The organism is Microcoleus sp. PH2017_08_TRC_O_A, assembly GCF_020738665.1.
GTDB lineage: Bacteria > Cyanobacteriota > Cyanobacteriia > Cyanobacteriales > Microcoleaceae > Microcoleus.
The window spans coordinates 18,490-35,871 of the sequence record NZ_JAEQCE010000078.1 but is presented as its reverse complement, the minus strand read 5'-3'; the positions used below and the strand labels follow the sequence as shown (position 1 = coordinate 35,871).

At 46.1% G+C, this 17,382-nt stretch carries 13 protein-coding genes; 8 read left to right on the top strand and 5 right to left on the bottom strand.

Features of this window, described 5'->3' with window-relative positions; translation table 11 throughout:
• Positions 1-956: APC family permease (locus JGK22_RS24395; RefSeq protein ID WP_293184849.1), on the top strand; the 956-nt coding region annotated here is incomplete at its 5' end.
• 42 nt (positions 957-998) lie between these two features.
• Positions 999-2,408, top strand: coding sequence for an NYN domain-containing protein (locus JGK22_RS24390; protein WP_293184847.1), 1,410 nt, complete (start codon positions 999-1,001; stop codon positions 2,406-2,408).
• A gap of 21 nt (positions 2,409-2,429) precedes the next feature.
• On the opposite strand, the gene JGK22_RS24385 is transcribed toward JGK22_RS24390, so the two are convergent.
• Positions 2,430-2,642 (bottom strand): hypothetical protein, encoded by a 213-nt coding sequence (locus JGK22_RS24385; RefSeq protein WP_293184846.1) that lies wholly within the window; start codon positions 2,640-2,642, stop codon positions 2,430-2,432.
• 31 nt (positions 2,643-2,673) lie between these two features.
• Here JGK22_RS24385 and JGK22_RS24380 point away from each other — a divergent pair, with 31 nt between their 5' ends.
• Both JGK22_RS24380 and hppD read left to right on the top strand, forming a co-directional pair.
• Positions 2,674-3,381, top strand: coding sequence for an SDR family oxidoreductase (locus JGK22_RS24380; RefSeq protein ID WP_293184845.1), 708 nt, complete (start codon positions 2,674-2,676; stop codon positions 3,379-3,381).
• 645 nt (positions 3,382-4,026) lie between these two features.
• On the top strand, positions 4,027-5,088 hold the full coding sequence (hppD, locus tag JGK22_RS24375; protein ID WP_293192726.1) for a 4-hydroxyphenylpyruvate dioxygenase: 1,062 nt from the start codon (positions 4,027-4,029) through the stop codon (positions 5,086-5,088).
• 20 nt (positions 5,089-5,108) lie between these two features.
• Here hppD and JGK22_RS24370 read toward each other — a convergent pair whose 3' ends face one another.
• Positions 5,109-5,642, bottom strand: a complete 534-nt coding sequence (locus tag JGK22_RS24370) for a GNAT family N-acetyltransferase (RefSeq protein WP_293192724.1) — start codon at positions 5,640-5,642, stop codon at positions 5,109-5,111.
• A complete protein-coding gene (locus JGK22_RS24365; protein WP_293184839.1) occupies positions 5,623-7,770 on the bottom strand; it encodes a diguanylate cyclase in 2,148 nt (715 codons plus the stop codon). Before JGK22_RS24365 ends, JGK22_RS24370 begins: the two co-directional genes overlap by 20 nt.
• 599 nt (positions 7,771-8,369) lie before the next feature.
• On the opposite strand from JGK22_RS24365, the gene JGK22_RS24360 reads away from it, so the two are divergent.
• Positions 8,370-9,047: an HAD family hydrolase gene (locus tag JGK22_RS24360; protein WP_293184838.1), complete on the top strand. Its 678-nt coding sequence runs from the start codon at positions 8,370-8,372 to the stop codon at positions 9,045-9,047.
• Positions 9,048-9,330: 283 nt separating this feature from the next.
• On the opposite strand, the gene JGK22_RS24355 is transcribed toward JGK22_RS24360, so the two are convergent.
• Positions 9,331-9,942 (bottom strand): CPP1-like family protein, encoded by a 612-nt coding sequence (locus JGK22_RS24355; RefSeq protein ID WP_293184837.1) that lies wholly within the window; start codon positions 9,940-9,942, stop codon positions 9,331-9,333.
• 181 nt (positions 9,943-10,123) lie between these two features.
• On the bottom strand, positions 10,124-11,005 hold the full coding sequence (gene pgeF / locus JGK22_RS24350; RefSeq protein WP_293184835.1) for a peptidoglycan editing factor PgeF: 882 nt from the start codon (positions 11,003-11,005) through the stop codon (positions 10,124-10,126).
• A gap of 707 nt (positions 11,006-11,712) precedes the next feature.
• Here pgeF and JGK22_RS24345 point away from each other — a divergent pair.
• From JGK22_RS24345 to JGK22_RS24335, 3 genes are all read left to right on the top strand, one after another.
• Complete coding sequence (locus JGK22_RS24345; RefSeq protein WP_293313950.1) at positions 11,713-13,485, top strand: M23 family metallopeptidase; 1,773 nt, start codon at positions 11,713-11,715, stop codon at positions 13,483-13,485.
• A 294-nt stretch (positions 13,486-13,779) separates the two neighbouring features.
• Positions 13,780-16,188, top strand: coding sequence for a hypothetical protein (locus JGK22_RS24340; protein WP_293225787.1), 2,409 nt, complete (start codon positions 13,780-13,782; stop codon positions 16,186-16,188).
• A 15-nt stretch (positions 16,189-16,203) separates the two neighbouring features.
• A complete protein-coding gene (locus JGK22_RS24335; protein ID WP_293184831.1) occupies positions 16,204-17,121 on the top strand; it encodes a glycosyltransferase in 918 nt (305 codons plus the stop codon).
• The last annotated feature ends 261 nt before the right edge of the window (positions 17,122-17,382 follow it).

Below are 17,382 nucleotides of genomic sequence, written 5' to 3'. Positions count from 1 at the left end.
CTTTGGGTTTTGCGGGGTATTTTTTAAGTGCACTTGGTGTAGCCGATCGCACTTATCTCATCCTAACGGCATTAATTGCCCTGGCCGCCCTAACTTTAATTGTCTTGACCGGCATCAGGCGATCGAATATCGCGAATACTGCCATAGTCTCAGTTACACTTTTATCTCTGACTGTCTTTATTGCTGCGGGTTTGCCAGAGGTCAGGTGGGAAATGCCGACGCTACAGAACGATAGCGCGATCGGCTCCATCCTCCACGCCACGGCCCTGATGTTTGTCGCCTACACCGGTTACGGCCGCATCGCCACCATGGGCGAGGAAGTGCGGGAACCGAGCAAAACCATTCCCAAAGCCATAATTTTCAGTTTAGTGCTGACAATGGTGCTTTACGTGGCGGTAGCGGTAGTTGTTGCAGGTGCGGGCGGAGCCGATAAATTGTCCCTGCAAGCAGCAACCACTGCTGCACCCTTGGAAGTCATCGCCCGCAGTTTTCCAATTCCCGGAGTTTCCCAACTGCTAGCCGTCGGCGCCATTACTGCCATGCTAGGAGTCTTGTTGAACTTAATTTTAGGCTTGTCGCGCGTGTGGCTGGCGATGGGGCGACGGTTGGATATGCCGAGAGTCCTGGCGCGTCTCAATCCTGCGGGGACAACTCCCTATGTGGCTGTCGTGGTTGTCGAAATTACGATCGCACTTTTAATCCTCATCGGCGATGTCAAAACCACTTGGTCGTTCAGTGCCTTTAGCGTTTTGATCTACTACGCTATCACCAACGCAGCCGCGCTACAACTGTCCCCCGCCGAAAGGCTTTACCCGCAATGGTTGGCTTGGGTGGGCTTGGCTTCATGTCTGTTTCTAGCTTTCTGGGTGGAGAGGCAAATTTGGTTGACAGGCTTGGGTTTAATTATCGCCGGTTTAATTTGGCGGGCGATCGTCCGGCTCCTAGCGAGAAACTAACACTATGATAGATTGAGACACCATCCCGCATTGTAGAGGGCCATGCCCGATCGAACTCCCTTGCTGGCGACTCAAGAATCAGTCGCAGTCAGCGCCATCAGTCGTTATATCGCTCAAACACTAATATCCATCCAGGAAAAGCATCCCGAATGGATAGCTGAAAAATACAGGAAAACCCCCTGGGCCAAACCTGCTTTTCAGTCAGTTTTGATTGGAAAATTAACAAAAAATTTTAAAGTAGCCAGCGATACAGATTTGCTGCTGCTGACGGCAAAAAAATATCTCCAAATTCTGCTGGTTCCCGAATTCATCAATTCACCTCAATTCAGCAAATTATTTGCCAAAATTCAGCAGCTAGCCGTACCCCAAACACCACCAGCCCAATCACAAAACTCAGTTTCAGCAAAACCTCCAACTCCCACCGCCCACCAAACAAATTCGCTTCCTGTCGGCATTGCTATCTTGCTGCTAGATGTCGAAAACTTGCAACTCAACATCGAAACCGAAAAATTCCTCGAAGGAATTTCTCACTATCCCATCCAAATCAAAGTAGCCTTTGCCAACTGGCGCAGCATGGGCAAAAAAGATGCCGAATTTCACCAGCGCGGCTATCAACTGATTCACGTTCCCCCCGGCAAAGACAGCGCCGACTTGAAAATGGCAACAGTAGGCGCCTCAATTTTCGTACATTATCCCACAGCCAAGGAGATTTTTGTCTGTTCGTCCGATCGCGCCCTCACCCACCTCAGCAACACACTGCAAGCCCACGGACTAACCGTCTTTCAAGTCCGCAAGCAAATAGATAAAATCATAATTTTAAACAGCAAAACCGGACAAATGGAAACCTATTCCCTCGTAACAGTACCGGAAATTACACCTGTAGAACAATTAGTTATTCAGCTAAAAGAATTAATTAAAAAAGAGCAACAACGTACCTCATCTCAGTGGATAAAAATTTCTACACTTTCAGCTTTGTATCGGGAAAATTACGGCTTAGTCCTCAATCAAGTTGTTGCCAATCATTCCTTAGGTACTAAAACTAGGGATATATTTCTCAAATATCCCACAGATTTCGTTCTCCACAAACCCTCAGAAGCATCTCAAACTTATGTCACTCTTTTTGAAGTTAAATTATCGCCCCCACCCCCAATACTCAACAAAGAAAATCTCAATCACAACCAAGCAGCATCAGCAAGTTTGACAGATATCAATTCCTTAGAAGATTTGGAAAAAGCTCTGGTCAAAATAGTTGGCGACTTAACCGACAACTCTCCTCACAATTCTGTATTTCTCTCAAATGTTGGCAGCGAATTTCACAAACAATACGGCAAACAAATCACCCAAATAATTAAAGAGTTTAATCTCGGTAGAAAGTTTCCTAAATTTTTACAATCTTGCACTTCTCTGGAATTAAAAAAAACCGAAAAAGGTTGGCAAGTTTCCCTAAATTAATTATTGGTTATTGGTTATTGGTTATTGGTTATTTGTTTTCCATGCCCAATTGCCAATTGCCAATTCCCAATTCCCAATTCCCAATTCCCAATTCCCCATTCCCAATTCCCAATTCCCAATTGCCAATTCCCAATTGCCAATTCCCAATTGCCAATTCCCAATTCCCCATGCCCCATGCCCCATTCCCCATCCCTCCGCTTCGCTTCGCCCAATTCCCATAACTTGAGTTATCATACAATCTGGACGTAAAGAAATGTAAAGGGATATGCAGGACAAAGTTGTAGTTGTGGTGGGTGCGACTGGCGGCATCGGTTCAGCAGTAGCCCGAAAACTCGCCGACGCGGGTGCGACGCTAGTGCTCGCCGCCAGAGACAGCACCAAATTAGACGCTTTAGCCAGCGAAATTTCGACAACAGAGGTACTGTGTGTACCGACAGATATCACCGATTTGTCGCAAGTCGAGACGCTGATGCAGAAAGCTGCGGGGCATTTCGGGCAAATTGATGCCCTCGTAAACGCTGCCGGTGCGGGAATTCTCAAGCAGTGGAACAAGTTAGAACCCGCTGATTTAGATGCGATGCTTGACTTGAACTTGAAAGGCAGTTTTTACACATCTCAAGCAGCCGCAAATGTGATGAAAGACCGCAAATCCGGTCACATCTGCAATGTCATCGGGATTTTGGGCAAGCATTCGATGGCGATGGGAACGGCCTATTGTGCTTCAAAGTTTGGGGTAGTTGGTTTTAGCAAGTGCATGGCAGATGAGCTGCGACGCTACGGCATTAAGTTTACGCTATTCTATTTTGGTGGGGTGGATTCTCCGTTTTGGGATAATGTGAGTTTGAAGGTAGATAGGTCAAAAATGCTGAGTACCGAAACCGCTGCCAATGCAATTATGTTTGCTCTTGCTTCTGACCCGCAAGCTGTGCCACTAGAAATTAATATTCAGCCAGAAAGTCATTTGTTCTTTTAGTAATTTGTTTGGTGTTCCACACGCGAAAAATGAGTTTGTATGGTGCTTTCATAGCACTGATTTACCCAACTCGATACTTCCCAGATTTTAGAAAAAAGTTCAATCTTCGAGATTTATCTGTGGAGTAAATCTCATGGCTGATTCCTTCTAGTATCCCACAGACGATTTACCAGAAATAATTGGTTGAAAGCCTCTGGGTTTGGCGTAAAAATTAAAATTAGAGGATTCATTACTCCAATCTTCAGACTTTCATGTAGAGGTTGCCCTCTGGCTGTCCCAGGTCAACTGTCAACTGTCAACTGTCAACTGAATGAAGTAGTAGGGTGCGTCAGTCACTTCTGGTTCCCCACCTGAAAATTAGACTAATCGCTGACGCACCCTACAATATCGCAAGCGATCGCTCGTACTGTCCCAGGTCAACTGTCAACTGTCAACTGTCAAAGTCATCCCAAACACCGTCTTTCTTTTAAGTGCCGATGTATTTCTGCCTTCAGAGGGAGCTAAGATATTCAATTTTTGGGTTATTATTAAGCGATTAGACAAAAAAACAATGAAAAATCTCCATTTCTCAGTCTCTCCCTTGCCATTTAACCGTGAAAATCAGCCGATTTTCAACTTTTCACGTTCCATTTTCAATTATTGATTATGGAGTTTGACCGCATTCAGTTTTACGTTGAAAATGCTCGAGTATCCCGCGACTGGTTTGTCAGCCACTTAGGCTTTCAATCAATAGCAGGTTATGCCAACAGCGACACTCGCACTGAGGTTGTCAGCAGCGGCAATATATGTTTTGTTTTATCTTCGCCTCTGACACCCGCTAGTCCCGCTGCTACTTGGTTGGAGTTTCATCCTCCGGGGATTGCCGATGTGGGCTTTCGGGTTAAAAATATCGAATTAGCGATCGCTAGAGCGCAGGTGGCAGGTGCTAAAATCCTGAAACCGATTCAAGAAGATCTAAAGGCAGGAGGCGGTTTTAAACTCGCACAAATCTCTGGCTGGGGAGATTTAAGCCACACGCTTGTTGAGCGAATTGGCGAGAATTCACTGCTGCGTGCTTCTTCTGGGCCGCCACTGTTGACTCTGATCGATCATGTAGTGTTAAATGTTGAATCTGGCGATTTGTCAAGTGCGGTTAGTTGGTATCAAAAAATATTAGGTTTTGAGCCGCAGCAAAATTTTGATATTCAGACTGAGAAGTCTGCTTTGCGAAGCCAAGTTATGGTACACGCTGAAGGTGGGGTGCAATTCCCGATTAATGAACCGGCATCATCTAATTCTCAAATTCAAGAGTTTTTGAGTGCAAATCGAGGGCCGGGAATTCAGCACATGGCTTTGCAAACGGATCGCATTGTGCAGGTTGTTGCCGATTTGCGATCGCGCGGTTTGCCTTTTTTGCCAGTTCCTCCAACATATTACTCGCAATTGCGGCGGCGGCAAAACTATTTGCCCGCAGATTGGCAAGCAATTGCAGCTTCCGAAGTTTTGGCAGATTGGCAAGAAGATACTCCCGCTGCGATGCTGCTGCAAATCTTTACCCAGCCAATTTTTGCCGAACCGACTTTCTTTTTCGAGATTATTGAGCGTCGAGTTACTTTAGTTAATGACAAACTGGTGCAAGCTGGAGGTTTTGGGGCGGGTAATTTTAGAGCTTTGTTTGAGGCAATTGAACGGGAACAAATGAAGCGGGGAAGCTTGATCGATGATTGATAAAACTTCCACTTTTGAGTTCATGCAGCCTTGTCGAGCAGCAGTGCAATATCCGTCCACCCGTAAGCAATTTCTTTGACTAAAACTCCAGCTCTACTTGTCTGTTGTTCCTCCACTTTTTTGCCTCCTAAAAATTCATAAAACCTGCAAGCAGAATTGTCTCCCAGTACCCAAGCCAGCATCGAGTTCAAACTTAATTCTGCCAATTTTGTGGCAACCGATCGCACGAGTTGTCGCCCAATTCCTTGACGCTGATATTCCTCCAAAATATAGATGGCAAATAATTCTCCTCGATAAACATATTTGCCCGTGCGCTCGCAACCGCCGGCAGCAAAACCTACAACTTGTCCCGAGTTATTTTCAGCAACGCAGACATAATCGCCAGTATTTTTGACGTTTGACAGGATTTCTTGCCAATTGTTTTCTCGTTTTTCATAGGACAGCTTGGCGAGGTAATCTGCCGGTATGATGTTTCGGTAAGCTGTCCGCCAAGTGTCGAGATTAACCTGTGCAATTGCAGGTGCATCAGCGATTTTAGCTTCTCTCACAATCATCAGAAAAAACTCCTTTCTCGCCCTGGCATCGTATTTGAGAATCTACGCAAACAATCCGATCGCGCCCTTCTAGTTTAGCTCGATACAGCGCGCGATCGGCCTCCCCAATCAACCACTCCAAAGATTGTTCAGCAGCGGGCACAGCACTAGCTGCGCCCATACTCGCCGTCACAGACTCACTTACCTTTGAAGCTTCGTGGGGAATTGCCATAGCATTCAAATCGCTGCGAATTGATTCAGCTACCCGCATTGCTCCCTTAGCATCAGTCCCGGACAAAATTACTGCAAATTCTTCCCCACCGTAGCGAGCCGCTAAATCACCTCCCCGGTGAGCGTTTCTGTCTAAAATTTCAGCAACTTTTTTGAGACATTCATCGCCTCCTTGATGCCCGTAGCGATCGTTGTAAAGCTTAAAAAAATCTAAATCGATCAAAATTAAAGACACTGGCTGTTTCTCTCTAGTCATCCGCTGCCATTCTGATTGCAATGTTTTGTCAAAACAGCGACGGTTAGCAATCTGAGTCAAGCCGTCCACAGATGCGAGTCTGTGCAATGCCTGATTAGCAGATTCTAATTCTAATTTAGCCTGTTCTAATGCTACATTTTGCTGAGCCAATTTTTCACTTTGCTGTTTTTCTTGCTCGTACAAAAACCGGATGGAAGCTTCAGCTTCTTGCAATTCTTGCTCCGCATATTTGCGCTTGACAAACTGTCCTAATTGGGAACCTATTGCCGCCATCATTTGCAGTAAGTCTTCATCCGACGGCTGTTTTTCCCGGCAGAAAAAAGTCATTACCCCTACAACTTGACCGCTAGCACGAATTGGGAAACCGAAGGCCGATCGCAATCCTGCTTTAGCAGCTAAGTGCGATCGCATAAAATTGCCATCCTTAAGAAGATCCGTAATCCATTGCGGATAACCGGTGTTCCACACTATTCCCGGTAAACCCGTACCAGGCTCTAGGGTAATCTGCTGGCAATTTTCCACAAACTCCCCAACTTCACTTCCCCGCCGCCAAACTCCCACTCGAAGCAAAAAAGGGAGAATATCTTCAACGTTACTATCTGGTGCAGCAAACAAAAATGGTATTCGATCGTGCGTATCTTCGGCATCAAACTTAGTATGTTTTTCATCCACAGGCGTCCAAAGTTCACCGATATCCCACCCCAAACTTTCACAAATAGCTTGCATAATTTTCGGAGTGGCGCTCTCTAAAGAACCAGATTCTGACATGATGCGAGCTACTGCATATTGTGCTGCTTGACGCTTTTTTGTCCGTTGTTGCTCGGTGATATCTCTGCCCACATAGACAAAATCTTGTATAGTTTTGTTGTCTGAGTGCTTGCTTTCTATACTTGTCTCAATAGTAGAGCAGGAAAATGCAACTGTCAGCTTTGAACCTTTTTTAGTTGTACAAGCTACTTTTACTTGATGCCAAGATTCATTTTTTAGTTCAAGAGGTAGCTGACTAACTTGACGCAATAATTCCTCGTCCGCCGTAATCATCGAGATTGGTTGACCGATTAATTGTGATTCGGTATATCCAAACAATAGTTGGGTGGATTGATTGACCTTTTTGATTTCTCCCGCTTGCGTTGTCACCAATAAAATATCATTTATGGAGTTAAGAATTTTATCAATATAGTCGCGAGCGTTAGCCAAGTAATCGACTTTAATACTGTTTTCGTTGGCTGCTTGAACCATACTTTGCTGAAGAGCAGCAGTGTCTGTTACATCTTCGCAGAAAATAATTAATCTCTCAGGATTGAGCTGCTCTTTCTGACCAAAAATATACAAATCTAGATAAAAATAAGAGCCATCATTTAAAACTCTGGTAACAGATTTTAATTGGAAACTTGGCTGTCGTTGTTCTAGAATATCGTCTAGCAGTTCTTCAATTCCGATCAGTTCGGGAAAACTATCGCGCACATCTTTGCCTTGTTCCAATTCATCAGGAATTTGGGCAAAATCTTGTACGTTCAAGGATGTTTCTTGAATCTTCAGTTCCCGATCGACTGCAAGGTATTCAATGCGACGCAAGGATAACAATTTGTCAAGCAGATTGTTAATGTTTTGGGAGCTAATCTGTAAACTTAATTTGGGAAGCATCTCGTTATTATAAACCATCAGACTCTAGGGTTAGCAGATAAAATTAGTTGTTGTTTTGGTGCTTGCTATTTCTCATAGAAATTTTGATTCTGCTGGATGCCAGCAACTATTCTCGCTGGCTAATTTATCGACACAATAAATTTGGGATTCTCCAAGCTTTTTTTTATTTAAAATTATTACTTAGACCAACTTTTTTGTGAGCAAGCGCAGTCAAAATCAGCCTCTATTGAGGTTTGGATTTATTAACAATACCTAGCGGTTGGCCGTATTTGTACAGCAAATTTTAAATTGTAGATTCCCTGATAATAGGGAGCATCTCATTTTGGCAAAAAGCTTTTTTTTGTTGTAGTGAGAGCTTAAGAGCTCGCTTTGTTTTAACAGCAAGCGAGCGGGGACAGCACTACAAAATCAAAACTGAGATGCTCCCTGATAATATTTGTTACAACCGCTACAGTTGATGATTGGCACAGTTGAATTAAACTATTGCCTTTAATTAGCACCATTCCTATAGACACTACCTCCCCTGGGTATTTGTGTCAAGTTTTGTAAAGGATCTGTGACATTAAAGTGATATAATCTCTAACAATTTGTATAAAATTTTCAAAATACTCTGCTCAATGCTGAGACTTATCACCGACTTTGACGGCCCGATTATGGACGTGTCCGATCGCTATTACGGAGTTTACCAGCAGTGTCTGGCCGAGACTCAGCGTGAGGGCCAAACAGTGCACGAACTCCCAAAAGCCGAGTTTTGGGACATGAAGCGGGCGCGGGTTCCCGAAACCGAAATCGGCATTCTCTCAGGATTAGACGCAGCCCAAGCCCTCGAATTTGCCCAGAAACGGCGTCAAACTGTCCACACGCTGCCGTTCCTGATTTACGATAAACCAGCCCCTGGAGCCGTGGAAACCCTGGAAAAGGTGCAGCGCGCTGGAATAGACTTGGCGGTGATGACTATGCGTCGCGTCAGGGAACTAGACGAGGCTTTCAACCGCTGCAATTTAGGGCATTTTTTCCCAGAAAACCGTCGCTATTGCCTCCCCAACGATTATGTCAAAACCGGGGATGTCAAAGATAAGCCCCTGCTGATGGCAAAAGCTCTCGCCGAACTGCCGCCTGCTTCTGAGCTTTGGATGGTGGGGGATACGGAGGCGGATATTATAGCAGCAAAAACTCACGGTGTCAAGGTAATTGGTGTTTTGTGCGGCATTCGCGATCGCACCCAACTAGAAATGCACCAACCGGATTTAATTGCTAACAATTTGAGCGAAGCTGTTGAGATTATTTTAGGATAGTTATTAGTCAGTTGTCAGTTGTCAACAGTTATCAATCATTAGTCAACAGTCAATAGTCATTAGTTATTGTTAATTAGTAATTGGTAATTGGTAATTGGTAATTGGTAATTGGTAATTGGTAATTGGTAATTGGTAATTGGTAATTGGTAATTGGTAATTGGTAACAATCAACTAACTACTAACACCTAAGAGCTACGAACCAACCAATAACAATTAACCAATAACAATAATTAACAACTGCCAACTGTCAACTGCCAATTGTCAACTGTCAACTGACAACCGACTATCGCAGAAAACTGCTGACCAGCCAAAGAATTAAAAACGTAAACAAAGCGATAAATTTCTCTGTTGTGATAAATGCCGTACTGAGCAAAGGGCCCATAAGACCTCCCAGCACCAAGCCTATAACCAAGCCAGCCACAGTCAGCAGCACAGCCCGACCAAATTTTTGTTCCTTGCGATTAAGAAAATAAAGACAAGAGCCGACCCCAAGAGCCAGAGTCAACTGTAGTAAAGAATCGTTAGCCGCTGGATAAATACTCAGTCCGCCCAATCCCACATAAACTCCAGCCGGCCACAAAATATCGGCTCGACTAGGAGTATCGATCAGGCGCTGCAACCAAGCTGGGCTGCCGGACGGAGCAGATGGAGTAAAGCTGGCGGGTGGGGGAGCCACTCGTTCGGGAAAGCGGATGCGTTCGGGTACTTTTATTTTCCCTTCCTGTCGCTGGCGGAGGCGATCCATGAGGATCGCGTCGTAAGCAACTTCGATCGATTCCAAACGTTTCTTGTCGCCGCTGTGCTGCTCGGCTAGACGGGTGCGGGCCTCTTGCACTTCATCAAAGGAAGCATCTTCATCGACTTCAAGCAGTTGATAGGGAGTTTGCTCACTCATAAAACTTTTTGGTATGCGGAAAACTCAGCGTCTTGAGACCTGAGAGGGCTGCAACGAAACGAGGCTAGAAGGTAGAAGGCATTCGGCATTCCGAAATAAAAATTTGTCAATCCAAAGATTGTTATTTAGATTGTGATTTTTTAAGCCGGCAATCTTAAATTTTACCTTGTGCCGAATGCTTTTAGCAGGAACTTGTGTTAGATGTGCTGACAATTCCCGACCACTGGATTTTTTTTAGTCGATCGCGGCGGTAGGAAAAAAAGCGAGCCGAGTCAGAATAAGTACAGAAAGGAGCGATCGCCACTTGAGAAGAATTAATTCCCAACTGCTGCAATTGCAGAGCATTGCAGAGGCGAACATCCAACCGTACCTTTCCCGGTTCTGGATCGGTCAACACAGGTGATTCGGGTAGTTGGTGTAAAAATTCCAGAATGCCGTCGGCTGTTGCACCAACTGCATTCTGAGGAGTAATCGTGGCTCCCAATTGGGCTGCCACTTCCACAGATACCTGGTAAACCTCTCCACCGATCGCCGGCCCGAGAGCAATCTTCAGATTTTCTAATTGACTGCCTTGTGCCACAAGTTGAGCGATCGCCTCTGGTAATATCTTAGCAGCAGTCCCGCGCCAACCAGCGTGAACGGCGGCCGCGAGTCCCGTGCCGCTATCAGCAATTAGCGCCGGTACGCAGTCAGCCGAGCAAACCCACAGCGCCTCAAAATCTCGCGATGCTACCAAGCCATCGGCCTGGGCATAGGTGGGGGTAGCTGTTTCCGGGTCTAGAGCCACAACTGGGGGCAATAGATCGGTTTTGAGTACGACATTGCCGTGTACCTGTTGGAGACGGTAAACGGGAGATCCTGGTGCTAAAACTTCCGTGAGATCGATCGGGCCGCGCGGCGAGAAATCGCGAGTAAAAAAGCCGTGAGACCATCGGTCGAGCAAGCTGCAAGTCAGATAGGGCAAGCCTTCGGCACTCTGCTGCCACTGCCAGCTAATACCGTCAGGTTGTCCGGTACGTTCAGAGTCAGGAAAATTTGTCAAGCGATCGCCAGCTAAAGCCATGAAACTTATCCTTCCCCAAGTGAGTCATTTCCTTTGTATTTTAGACAATTAACAATTTTGCTACTTAGTTTAAATGGGCGATCGGCAAAAATTGGGGGAGATGGGGAGATGGGGAGATGGGGAGATGGGGAGATGGGGAGATGGGGAGATGGGGAGATGGGGAGATGGGGAGATGGGGGAGCTTAATTCACAGACACGAACGCCAAAGCGCTATTATCAATGTGGCCGTCACAGGCTAGTTGGCAGTGCAATGATTGGGATCGGAAAAACCAGGGTATCGATCGCGAATCGACACAGCATTCGAGCTGTTCGACGCGAAAAAAAATTGCCTTAAGCCCGTTCAATAGTTGACAGTTGACAGTTGACAGTTGACAGTTTGAGAGCGACCTCTACCTAGAAGAAAGAGGATTGGAGTAATGAATAGTCTGATTTTCATTTCTCCCGAGCAGGGTTCCGGCTTTCAACCAATTACTTCTGGTAAAATCAGTTAAGTCTGTATAAAGATAAGGATTGCCATACACTTCGATCCAGACCCTGCCAAAAAACAGATACTTGCTTTCCGACTCCTGTCGCCAGCAGCCCAAAACTTTAGACTAAGATTCCTCCTCCCAGAATTCAAAGCTGCGAGTAAATCTAAAATCTAAAATCTAAAATCTAAAATCGACTAATCTTCTTGCGCCCCCCTGTTGAGTTGGGAAAAAAAAATCGTGAAACCAGTTCCAGACAAGCAAATAACAGCCCAGTTGAACACCAAACAGCAAAAAAATCACCCCACAGGCGCCCGGACTCGATCGCGCCTTTTGTCCGAACGCTCAATGCTGGTGGGACTAGGTTGCCTTGCCAGTCTGGGACTGCTGAGCAAAGGCATAGTTTGGGCCCAAACTGAAACTCCGCCAGCAGAACAAGCCGTCCCCGGCGCAGCAGAACTTCAGCCACTATTTGAAGCACCTCTGGCGCCCCCGGAACCCGAAGCCCAAGTGCAGCGAGAACCAGATCCCGAACCCCAGGCAGAAGTTCGGGCCCCATCGCCAGATTACGTCACCGAACAACCTCCGGCCCAATATTATCTACCGGAACCCGCACTGATTCCCTTGCCAGAAGCGACGGCCCAGGAACCTCCTTTTGAAGCACCAGTTAACCCAGAAGCCCGCGCTGGCACCGACCAAACAGACTACAGCGTTGGCGCTACCAGCCAATACGAAGCGCCTACAACGATCGAGTTTGCAGAAAGATCGACAGGCTGCGAAGGTTCCGTGTCAGCAGGACAAGGAGTTGGCGGTTTGTGCGGGCCTGCCGCTGTTCCCGAACCCGTGACAGCAGAAGCAGCCCCTCCCAGTTACAGCCCAGAAAGGCCGATCGCCGGAGGGCCCAACTACAACCCGCAAACTCCCAGCACAATTGGCCCTTATATTGCCACCCCTCCTTCTCGAAATCTGCCACAAAGCCCCGGGACTGTTCCGAACCTTCCGGGCAATGTTCGGGGAACTGTCGCCGGAAATAATAGCGGAAATCCTATCAGTAAAGTAGGTCAGGCCGCTCAACAAGTAGGCAACCAGCTTTGGGGACAGGGCAACCAGTCGGAATCTGCTTACACACCTCCGGGCTACTCAGCAGACAGCGGATACCCAGCTAACCCCGGATACTCAGCAGATGCTGGATACTCGATTAACACGGCAGCCTACGCCGCTGGCCCACCCGAACCCAGCATGGGACTAGGGCCAGTGCAAGTCGGCGCGATTAGTGTCAGCAGCGGCAGCAATACAGGTTTTGCTTACTACAATCTCACGCCGCGTCCCTTGGGCCGGCCTGGAAATGGCAACACCAGCCTGCTGTTTCCGCTATCGATTGCTGCGGAAATTACTTCACCCTTTGGGTGGCGGACTCATCCGGTTATGGGCTACGGTAGGTTTCACACCGGAACGGACTTGGGAGCCCCGATGGGAACGCCCGTACTGGCCGCTTATGCGGGTCAAGTGGCGATCGCCGATTGGTTGGGCGGCTACGGTTTGACGGTGGTTCTCAACCACAGCAAACAGTCTCAGGAAACTCTCTACGGACACCTTTCTGAACTGTTTGTCAAACCAGGAGAGTGGGTGAAACAGGGTGATACGATCGGGCGTGTCGGCAGTACAGGAATGTCTACAGGGCCTCACCTCCACTTCGAGGTTCGGCAAATGACTGCTCAGGGTTGGGTGGCGATCGACCCCGGTGCTCAGCTAGAATTCGCTGTAGCAAAAATGATCGGCACTTTGGAAACCGCCAAAATACCCCTAATGCCGAAATTTGTGGAAACACAAAGCGCTAGTGCACTCAAGGATTTGGAAAACGATCTGCCCCAGCTTCCACCTCTGCCGCTGGGAATGGACATCGAAGTTCACAACCTCCAGCCGCCATTCCCAGAATTGTTAAAAACTGACACTTCTGCATCCAAGGATAAAGAAGCCTCCAAACCCAAAATTCAGAAGCAAGCTAGCAGATAGGTTTTTTATCAGGCAATACGCTTGAGTTAACACTGTTTCTTGCCCGGAGATCCCCCTAAATACCCCTTAAGAAGGGGGACTTTGATCGAGTTCTTGTCCCCCCCCCTTTTTTAGGGGGGTTAGGGTGGATCAGCCTTAACCCAAGCGTATTGTTTTATAAGCACTCAAAGTACACACTACAAACAATCAAATAGGTTCGTAGTGAGGACTTTAGTCCGCATCCATAGAAGGACTAAAGTCCTCACTACAAACAATCAGCAAGAGCCTCCCATAAAAATTGGTAAATAGTAGCTTATGCTAATAGCGCAGTATTTGTGGGAATTAATTTTATTTCTGATTATTATAGTCGGGCCGATTCCCCTAAGCTTGTCTCTGGCCTTCGAGAATCATAAGGAAAACAGTAACTATTCATTTCCTCATTTTCTCCTCGTACTTTTGACGGGATGGAGTCTTGCACAAATTTGTATAGGTTTGATTTTAGGAAGTGCCGATCGCCTAAATCTTGCTGCGGTCATTATAGCAGAAATGCTGATTTGTGCGATCGGCTTAATTCTGATTTATGCCAAAAACCAGAAATCTTTTAGCTTCTCGCAGTGGCAGATTCCCCAACTCAAGCAACCTCTGATCCCATCCGAACTCCTAATCATTGGTGCCACCGCATTTGCAGGATTTGTGTTGTGGGAAACCCTAGCAACTAAACCCACAACAAATTATGACTCATTGTGGTTTCACCTACCTGTAATTGCCAGATGGTATCAAACCCACTCATTTACATTCTTAGATGCCGCCGGAAATTGGATTTTTGAACACGAGCAAGCCCGAGTATATCCCTACAATTGGCACGTCTTGTCTGCTTTGTGCGTACTCCCCTTCAAAGAAGATTTTCTCACAGCTTTTCCCATGCTAATTGCCTGGGTACTTGAAGGAATTGCAGTCTATCTATTAAGTATAAAATTTGGAGCAACGAGATTTTATGGCATGGCAGCAGCATCTTTAGTATTGACAGTACCGATGATGCTCAACCAAGTTAACACCATTCACCCAGACTTACCGCTAGCTGCGATATTTACAGTTGCTTTATATTTAGGTTTATCCTATCACAGCAGCCGATCGCAATCCGAGCTATCCCTATTTTTGGCATCTGTAGGAATGATAGCCGGAATTAAAATCACTGCCCTAGTCTATGCAGCCTCACTTTTAGGAGGATTAGCAATATTAGAAATTAAAAGATTCATCGTTAATAAAAATTTTACACCAACTAATTTTAGAATTCGCCACATCAAACCAGTCTTGGTGTGCGGCATACTTTGCTGCTTGTTTTTAGGAGGTTTTTGGTATGCGAGAAACTTGCTGCACATCAATTATCCTGTTGGTGATTCCCGCGAGATTAACATTCCCTTACAGCCTGTTGCCCCACCGTCTCCCGTACCTGGGCCAAAACCTCCCGTACCTGGGCCAAAACCTCCGGTAGCGTCTCCAAAACCTCCGGTAGCGTCACCAAAACCTCCCGTACCTGGGCCAAAACCTCCGGTAGCGTCACCAAAACCTCCCGTACAGCAGCCAACACCTACCATACCTGCGCCTTCAGCTTCGCCACTTTTGAAGATTTGGCAAAGCACTTTAGCCGCTCAATTTAATCCCAGTAATATTTCCCACTGGCAAATGTTCGGCTTGCAAGTCCTCATTAGATTGCAACTGCCATTTCTGGCGATCGCACTTCAGGCCTCTTCAGCACCTCTAGCTTTGATCCAAGGTAAAACCAGGATAATCAATCAAAACAATATCATTTTAACCGTAGTTCTTGCCAGCACCGGAATTCTCTACGTCATTACACCTTACACCTCCGGGACTGCCGGAGAGGCGATCGGTCAACTCAGTCCTTTACTCGGTTTTAATCTCAGATACGGCTTTCCCTTTTTAAGCTTACTGGCGATCGCAGCAGCAGCAACCGCGACTGAGCTCAAAACTCGCAAGCAAGTAATTGTAGCAGTTGTTTTAATTAGCAGTATTTCCGGCATTATTAGCAACACAATTTTTGACCTAATTAAAAATGCTTCTTTTACCGGAAAGAGTATTGTTTGGGGAAGTTGGTTAATTGACAGGTTTAAATCTCATTTTGCCGAAGCCATCAATCTGGTGATAAAAATATTAGCGCCCCGTTGGCCAGATTTAGGAATATACCCATTGATTTATGTTGGATTACTGCTACTAGCTGGGATTCTATTTAAGCGCAATCCTAGTTTAATTGGCTTGAAAAATCTACTCGCTAGCTTGAAAAAATCAAGTTACATAATGATAATTTGTGTCTGCATAGCATTGATGGTAAGTGCTACTTGGGTGGCGAGGGAAAAGCGAGATGTTGCTCGCGCCGAACTGTATCGCGGCATTTACGAATATATTGACAAAAATACAGTACCCAATGAAAAAATCGGCTTCTTTTTAAGTTACCGCAGCTACCTGTTTTACGGGAAAAATTTGGACAGACAAGTTTTATATGTGCCGTTTAGAGCCGATCGACTTCCGGCATGGATGGACAACCTCCACAAAAATAACATTAAGATGGTAGGATTCGGGCCCCTGACTGAGATGGACGAATACACCAAACTAGCTTTATCTTGGCTGACAAGTCCCGAGGGCCCGCTGCAACCAGTTTTCGGCAAAGATTTTAATACTGAGTCGGTACTGTATCGCTTAAAATATTAAAATATATGAGTTAGAATGAACACAACTAAAACTCTATTTTCAATTATAGTTCCGACTTACAATCGCCCCGAGAAATTAGCGCAGTGTCTTCAGTCTTTTGTGGAACTAGAATATCCGCGCGATAAGTTTCAGGTGATTGTCGTCAACGACAGCACCGAAATATCTGTAGAAAATACAATATCCCCTTTTCAAAATGGGTTAAATCTCACACTTTTGACACAACCCAACTCAGGCCCCGCAACGGCGCGAAATACTGGGGCTTTTGCAGCCGAGGGTAAATTTTTAGTGTTTACAGACGATGACTGTACTGTGGCGGCAGATTGGCTGCAAAATCTAGAAAAGCGATTTGTGGAAACACCAGACTGTTTGATCGGAGGTCGAACTGTCAACGCGCTGCCGGATAATATCTATTCTACTGCCAGCCAGCAACTGATCGATTACCTTTACAGTTATTACAATGCTATTGGCGATCGCGCGCAATTTTTCACTTCTAACAATTTTGCCCTTCCCGCTGAGGCTTTCCAGAAAATTGGCGGGTTTGACACGACTTTTTCGCTAGCGGCTGGAGAAGATAGGGAATTTTGCTTTCGCTGGCTCAATTTGGGAGGCCGCGCGGTCTATGCTCCCGAAGTTACAGTCTATCATTCCCACGCACTAACTCTGCGGAAATTTTGGCGGCAGCAATTCAATTACGGTAGAGGTGCTTTTTTGTTTGGGGAAATTATCTCGAAAAGTGGGGCTAAGGGGAAACGGCAACATCCGTCATTTTATCTGAATTTGCTAACTTATCCATTTTCCCAGGGATCGGGTATTCAAAAGCTATTAATTGCTGCTTTGTTTTTGGTTTCTCAGGCGGGAATTGCGGCGGGGTTGTTTTGGGAGAAAAATGTTTTTGTTGAGAAAGAGTTTGTCGATAGGGGGCGTCAGTTTTGAGCAGATGCAGACGGCGGTTGAAACCGCTTTTGACCTCTTACTCGTAGGCGAAGCCAGCGCGAAGCGCTTATGTGGCGAAGCGCCCGTCATCCGAGTAAGAGGTCAAACTACAAAAACGTAGGCGTTAGCCTTCCCGAAGGATAGTCTGCCTCCGCAGACTAAAGAGAATAACATAATGTTCGCCGCTCGTTCTTCAACCTGCGGAGGCAGGTTTTGTTTTTATAGACGCGGTTTCAACCGCCGGGTATTTTATGATTAAAT

Bases quoted from the DNA above. Each gene is read 5' to 3' on its own strand.
- pgeF (WP_293184835.1), bottom strand. From the start codon at position 11,005: ATGGCTTTAGCTGGCGATCGCTTGACAAATTTTCCTGACTCTGAACGT.
- JGK22_RS24390 (WP_293184847.1), top strand. From the start codon at position 999: ATGCCCGATCGAACTCCCTTGCTGGCGACTCAAGAATCAGTCGCAGTC.
- JGK22_RS24355 (WP_293184837.1), bottom strand. From the start codon at position 9,942: ATGAGTGAGCAAACTCCCTATCAACTGCTTGAAGTCGATGAAGATGCT.
- JGK22_RS24340 (WP_293225787.1), top strand. From the start codon at position 13,780: ATGCTAATAGCGCAGTATTTGTGGGAATTAATTTTATTTCTGATTATT.
- JGK22_RS24335 (WP_293184831.1), top strand. From the start codon at position 16,204: ATGAACACAACTAAAACTCTATTTTCAATTATAGTTCCGACTTACAAT.
- JGK22_RS24385 (WP_293184846.1), bottom strand. From the start codon at position 2,642: ATGATAACTCAAGTTATGGGAATTGGGCGAAGCGAAGCGGAGGGATGG.
- JGK22_RS24365 (WP_293184839.1), bottom strand. From the start codon at position 7,770: ATGGTTTATAATAACGAGATGCTTCCCAAATTAAGTTTACAGATTAGC.
- JGK22_RS24360 (WP_293184838.1), top strand. From the start codon at position 8,370: ATGCTGAGACTTATCACCGACTTTGACGGCCCGATTATGGACGTGTCC.
- hppD (WP_293192726.1), top strand. From the start codon at position 4,027: ATGGAGTTTGACCGCATTCAGTTTTACGTTGAAAATGCTCGAGTATCC.
- JGK22_RS24370 (WP_293192724.1), bottom strand. From the start codon at position 5,642: ATGATTGTGAGAGAAGCTAAAATCGCTGATGCACCTGCAATTGCACAG.
- JGK22_RS24380 (WP_293184845.1), top strand. From the start codon at position 2,674: ATGCAGGACAAAGTTGTAGTTGTGGTGGGTGCGACTGGCGGCATCGGT.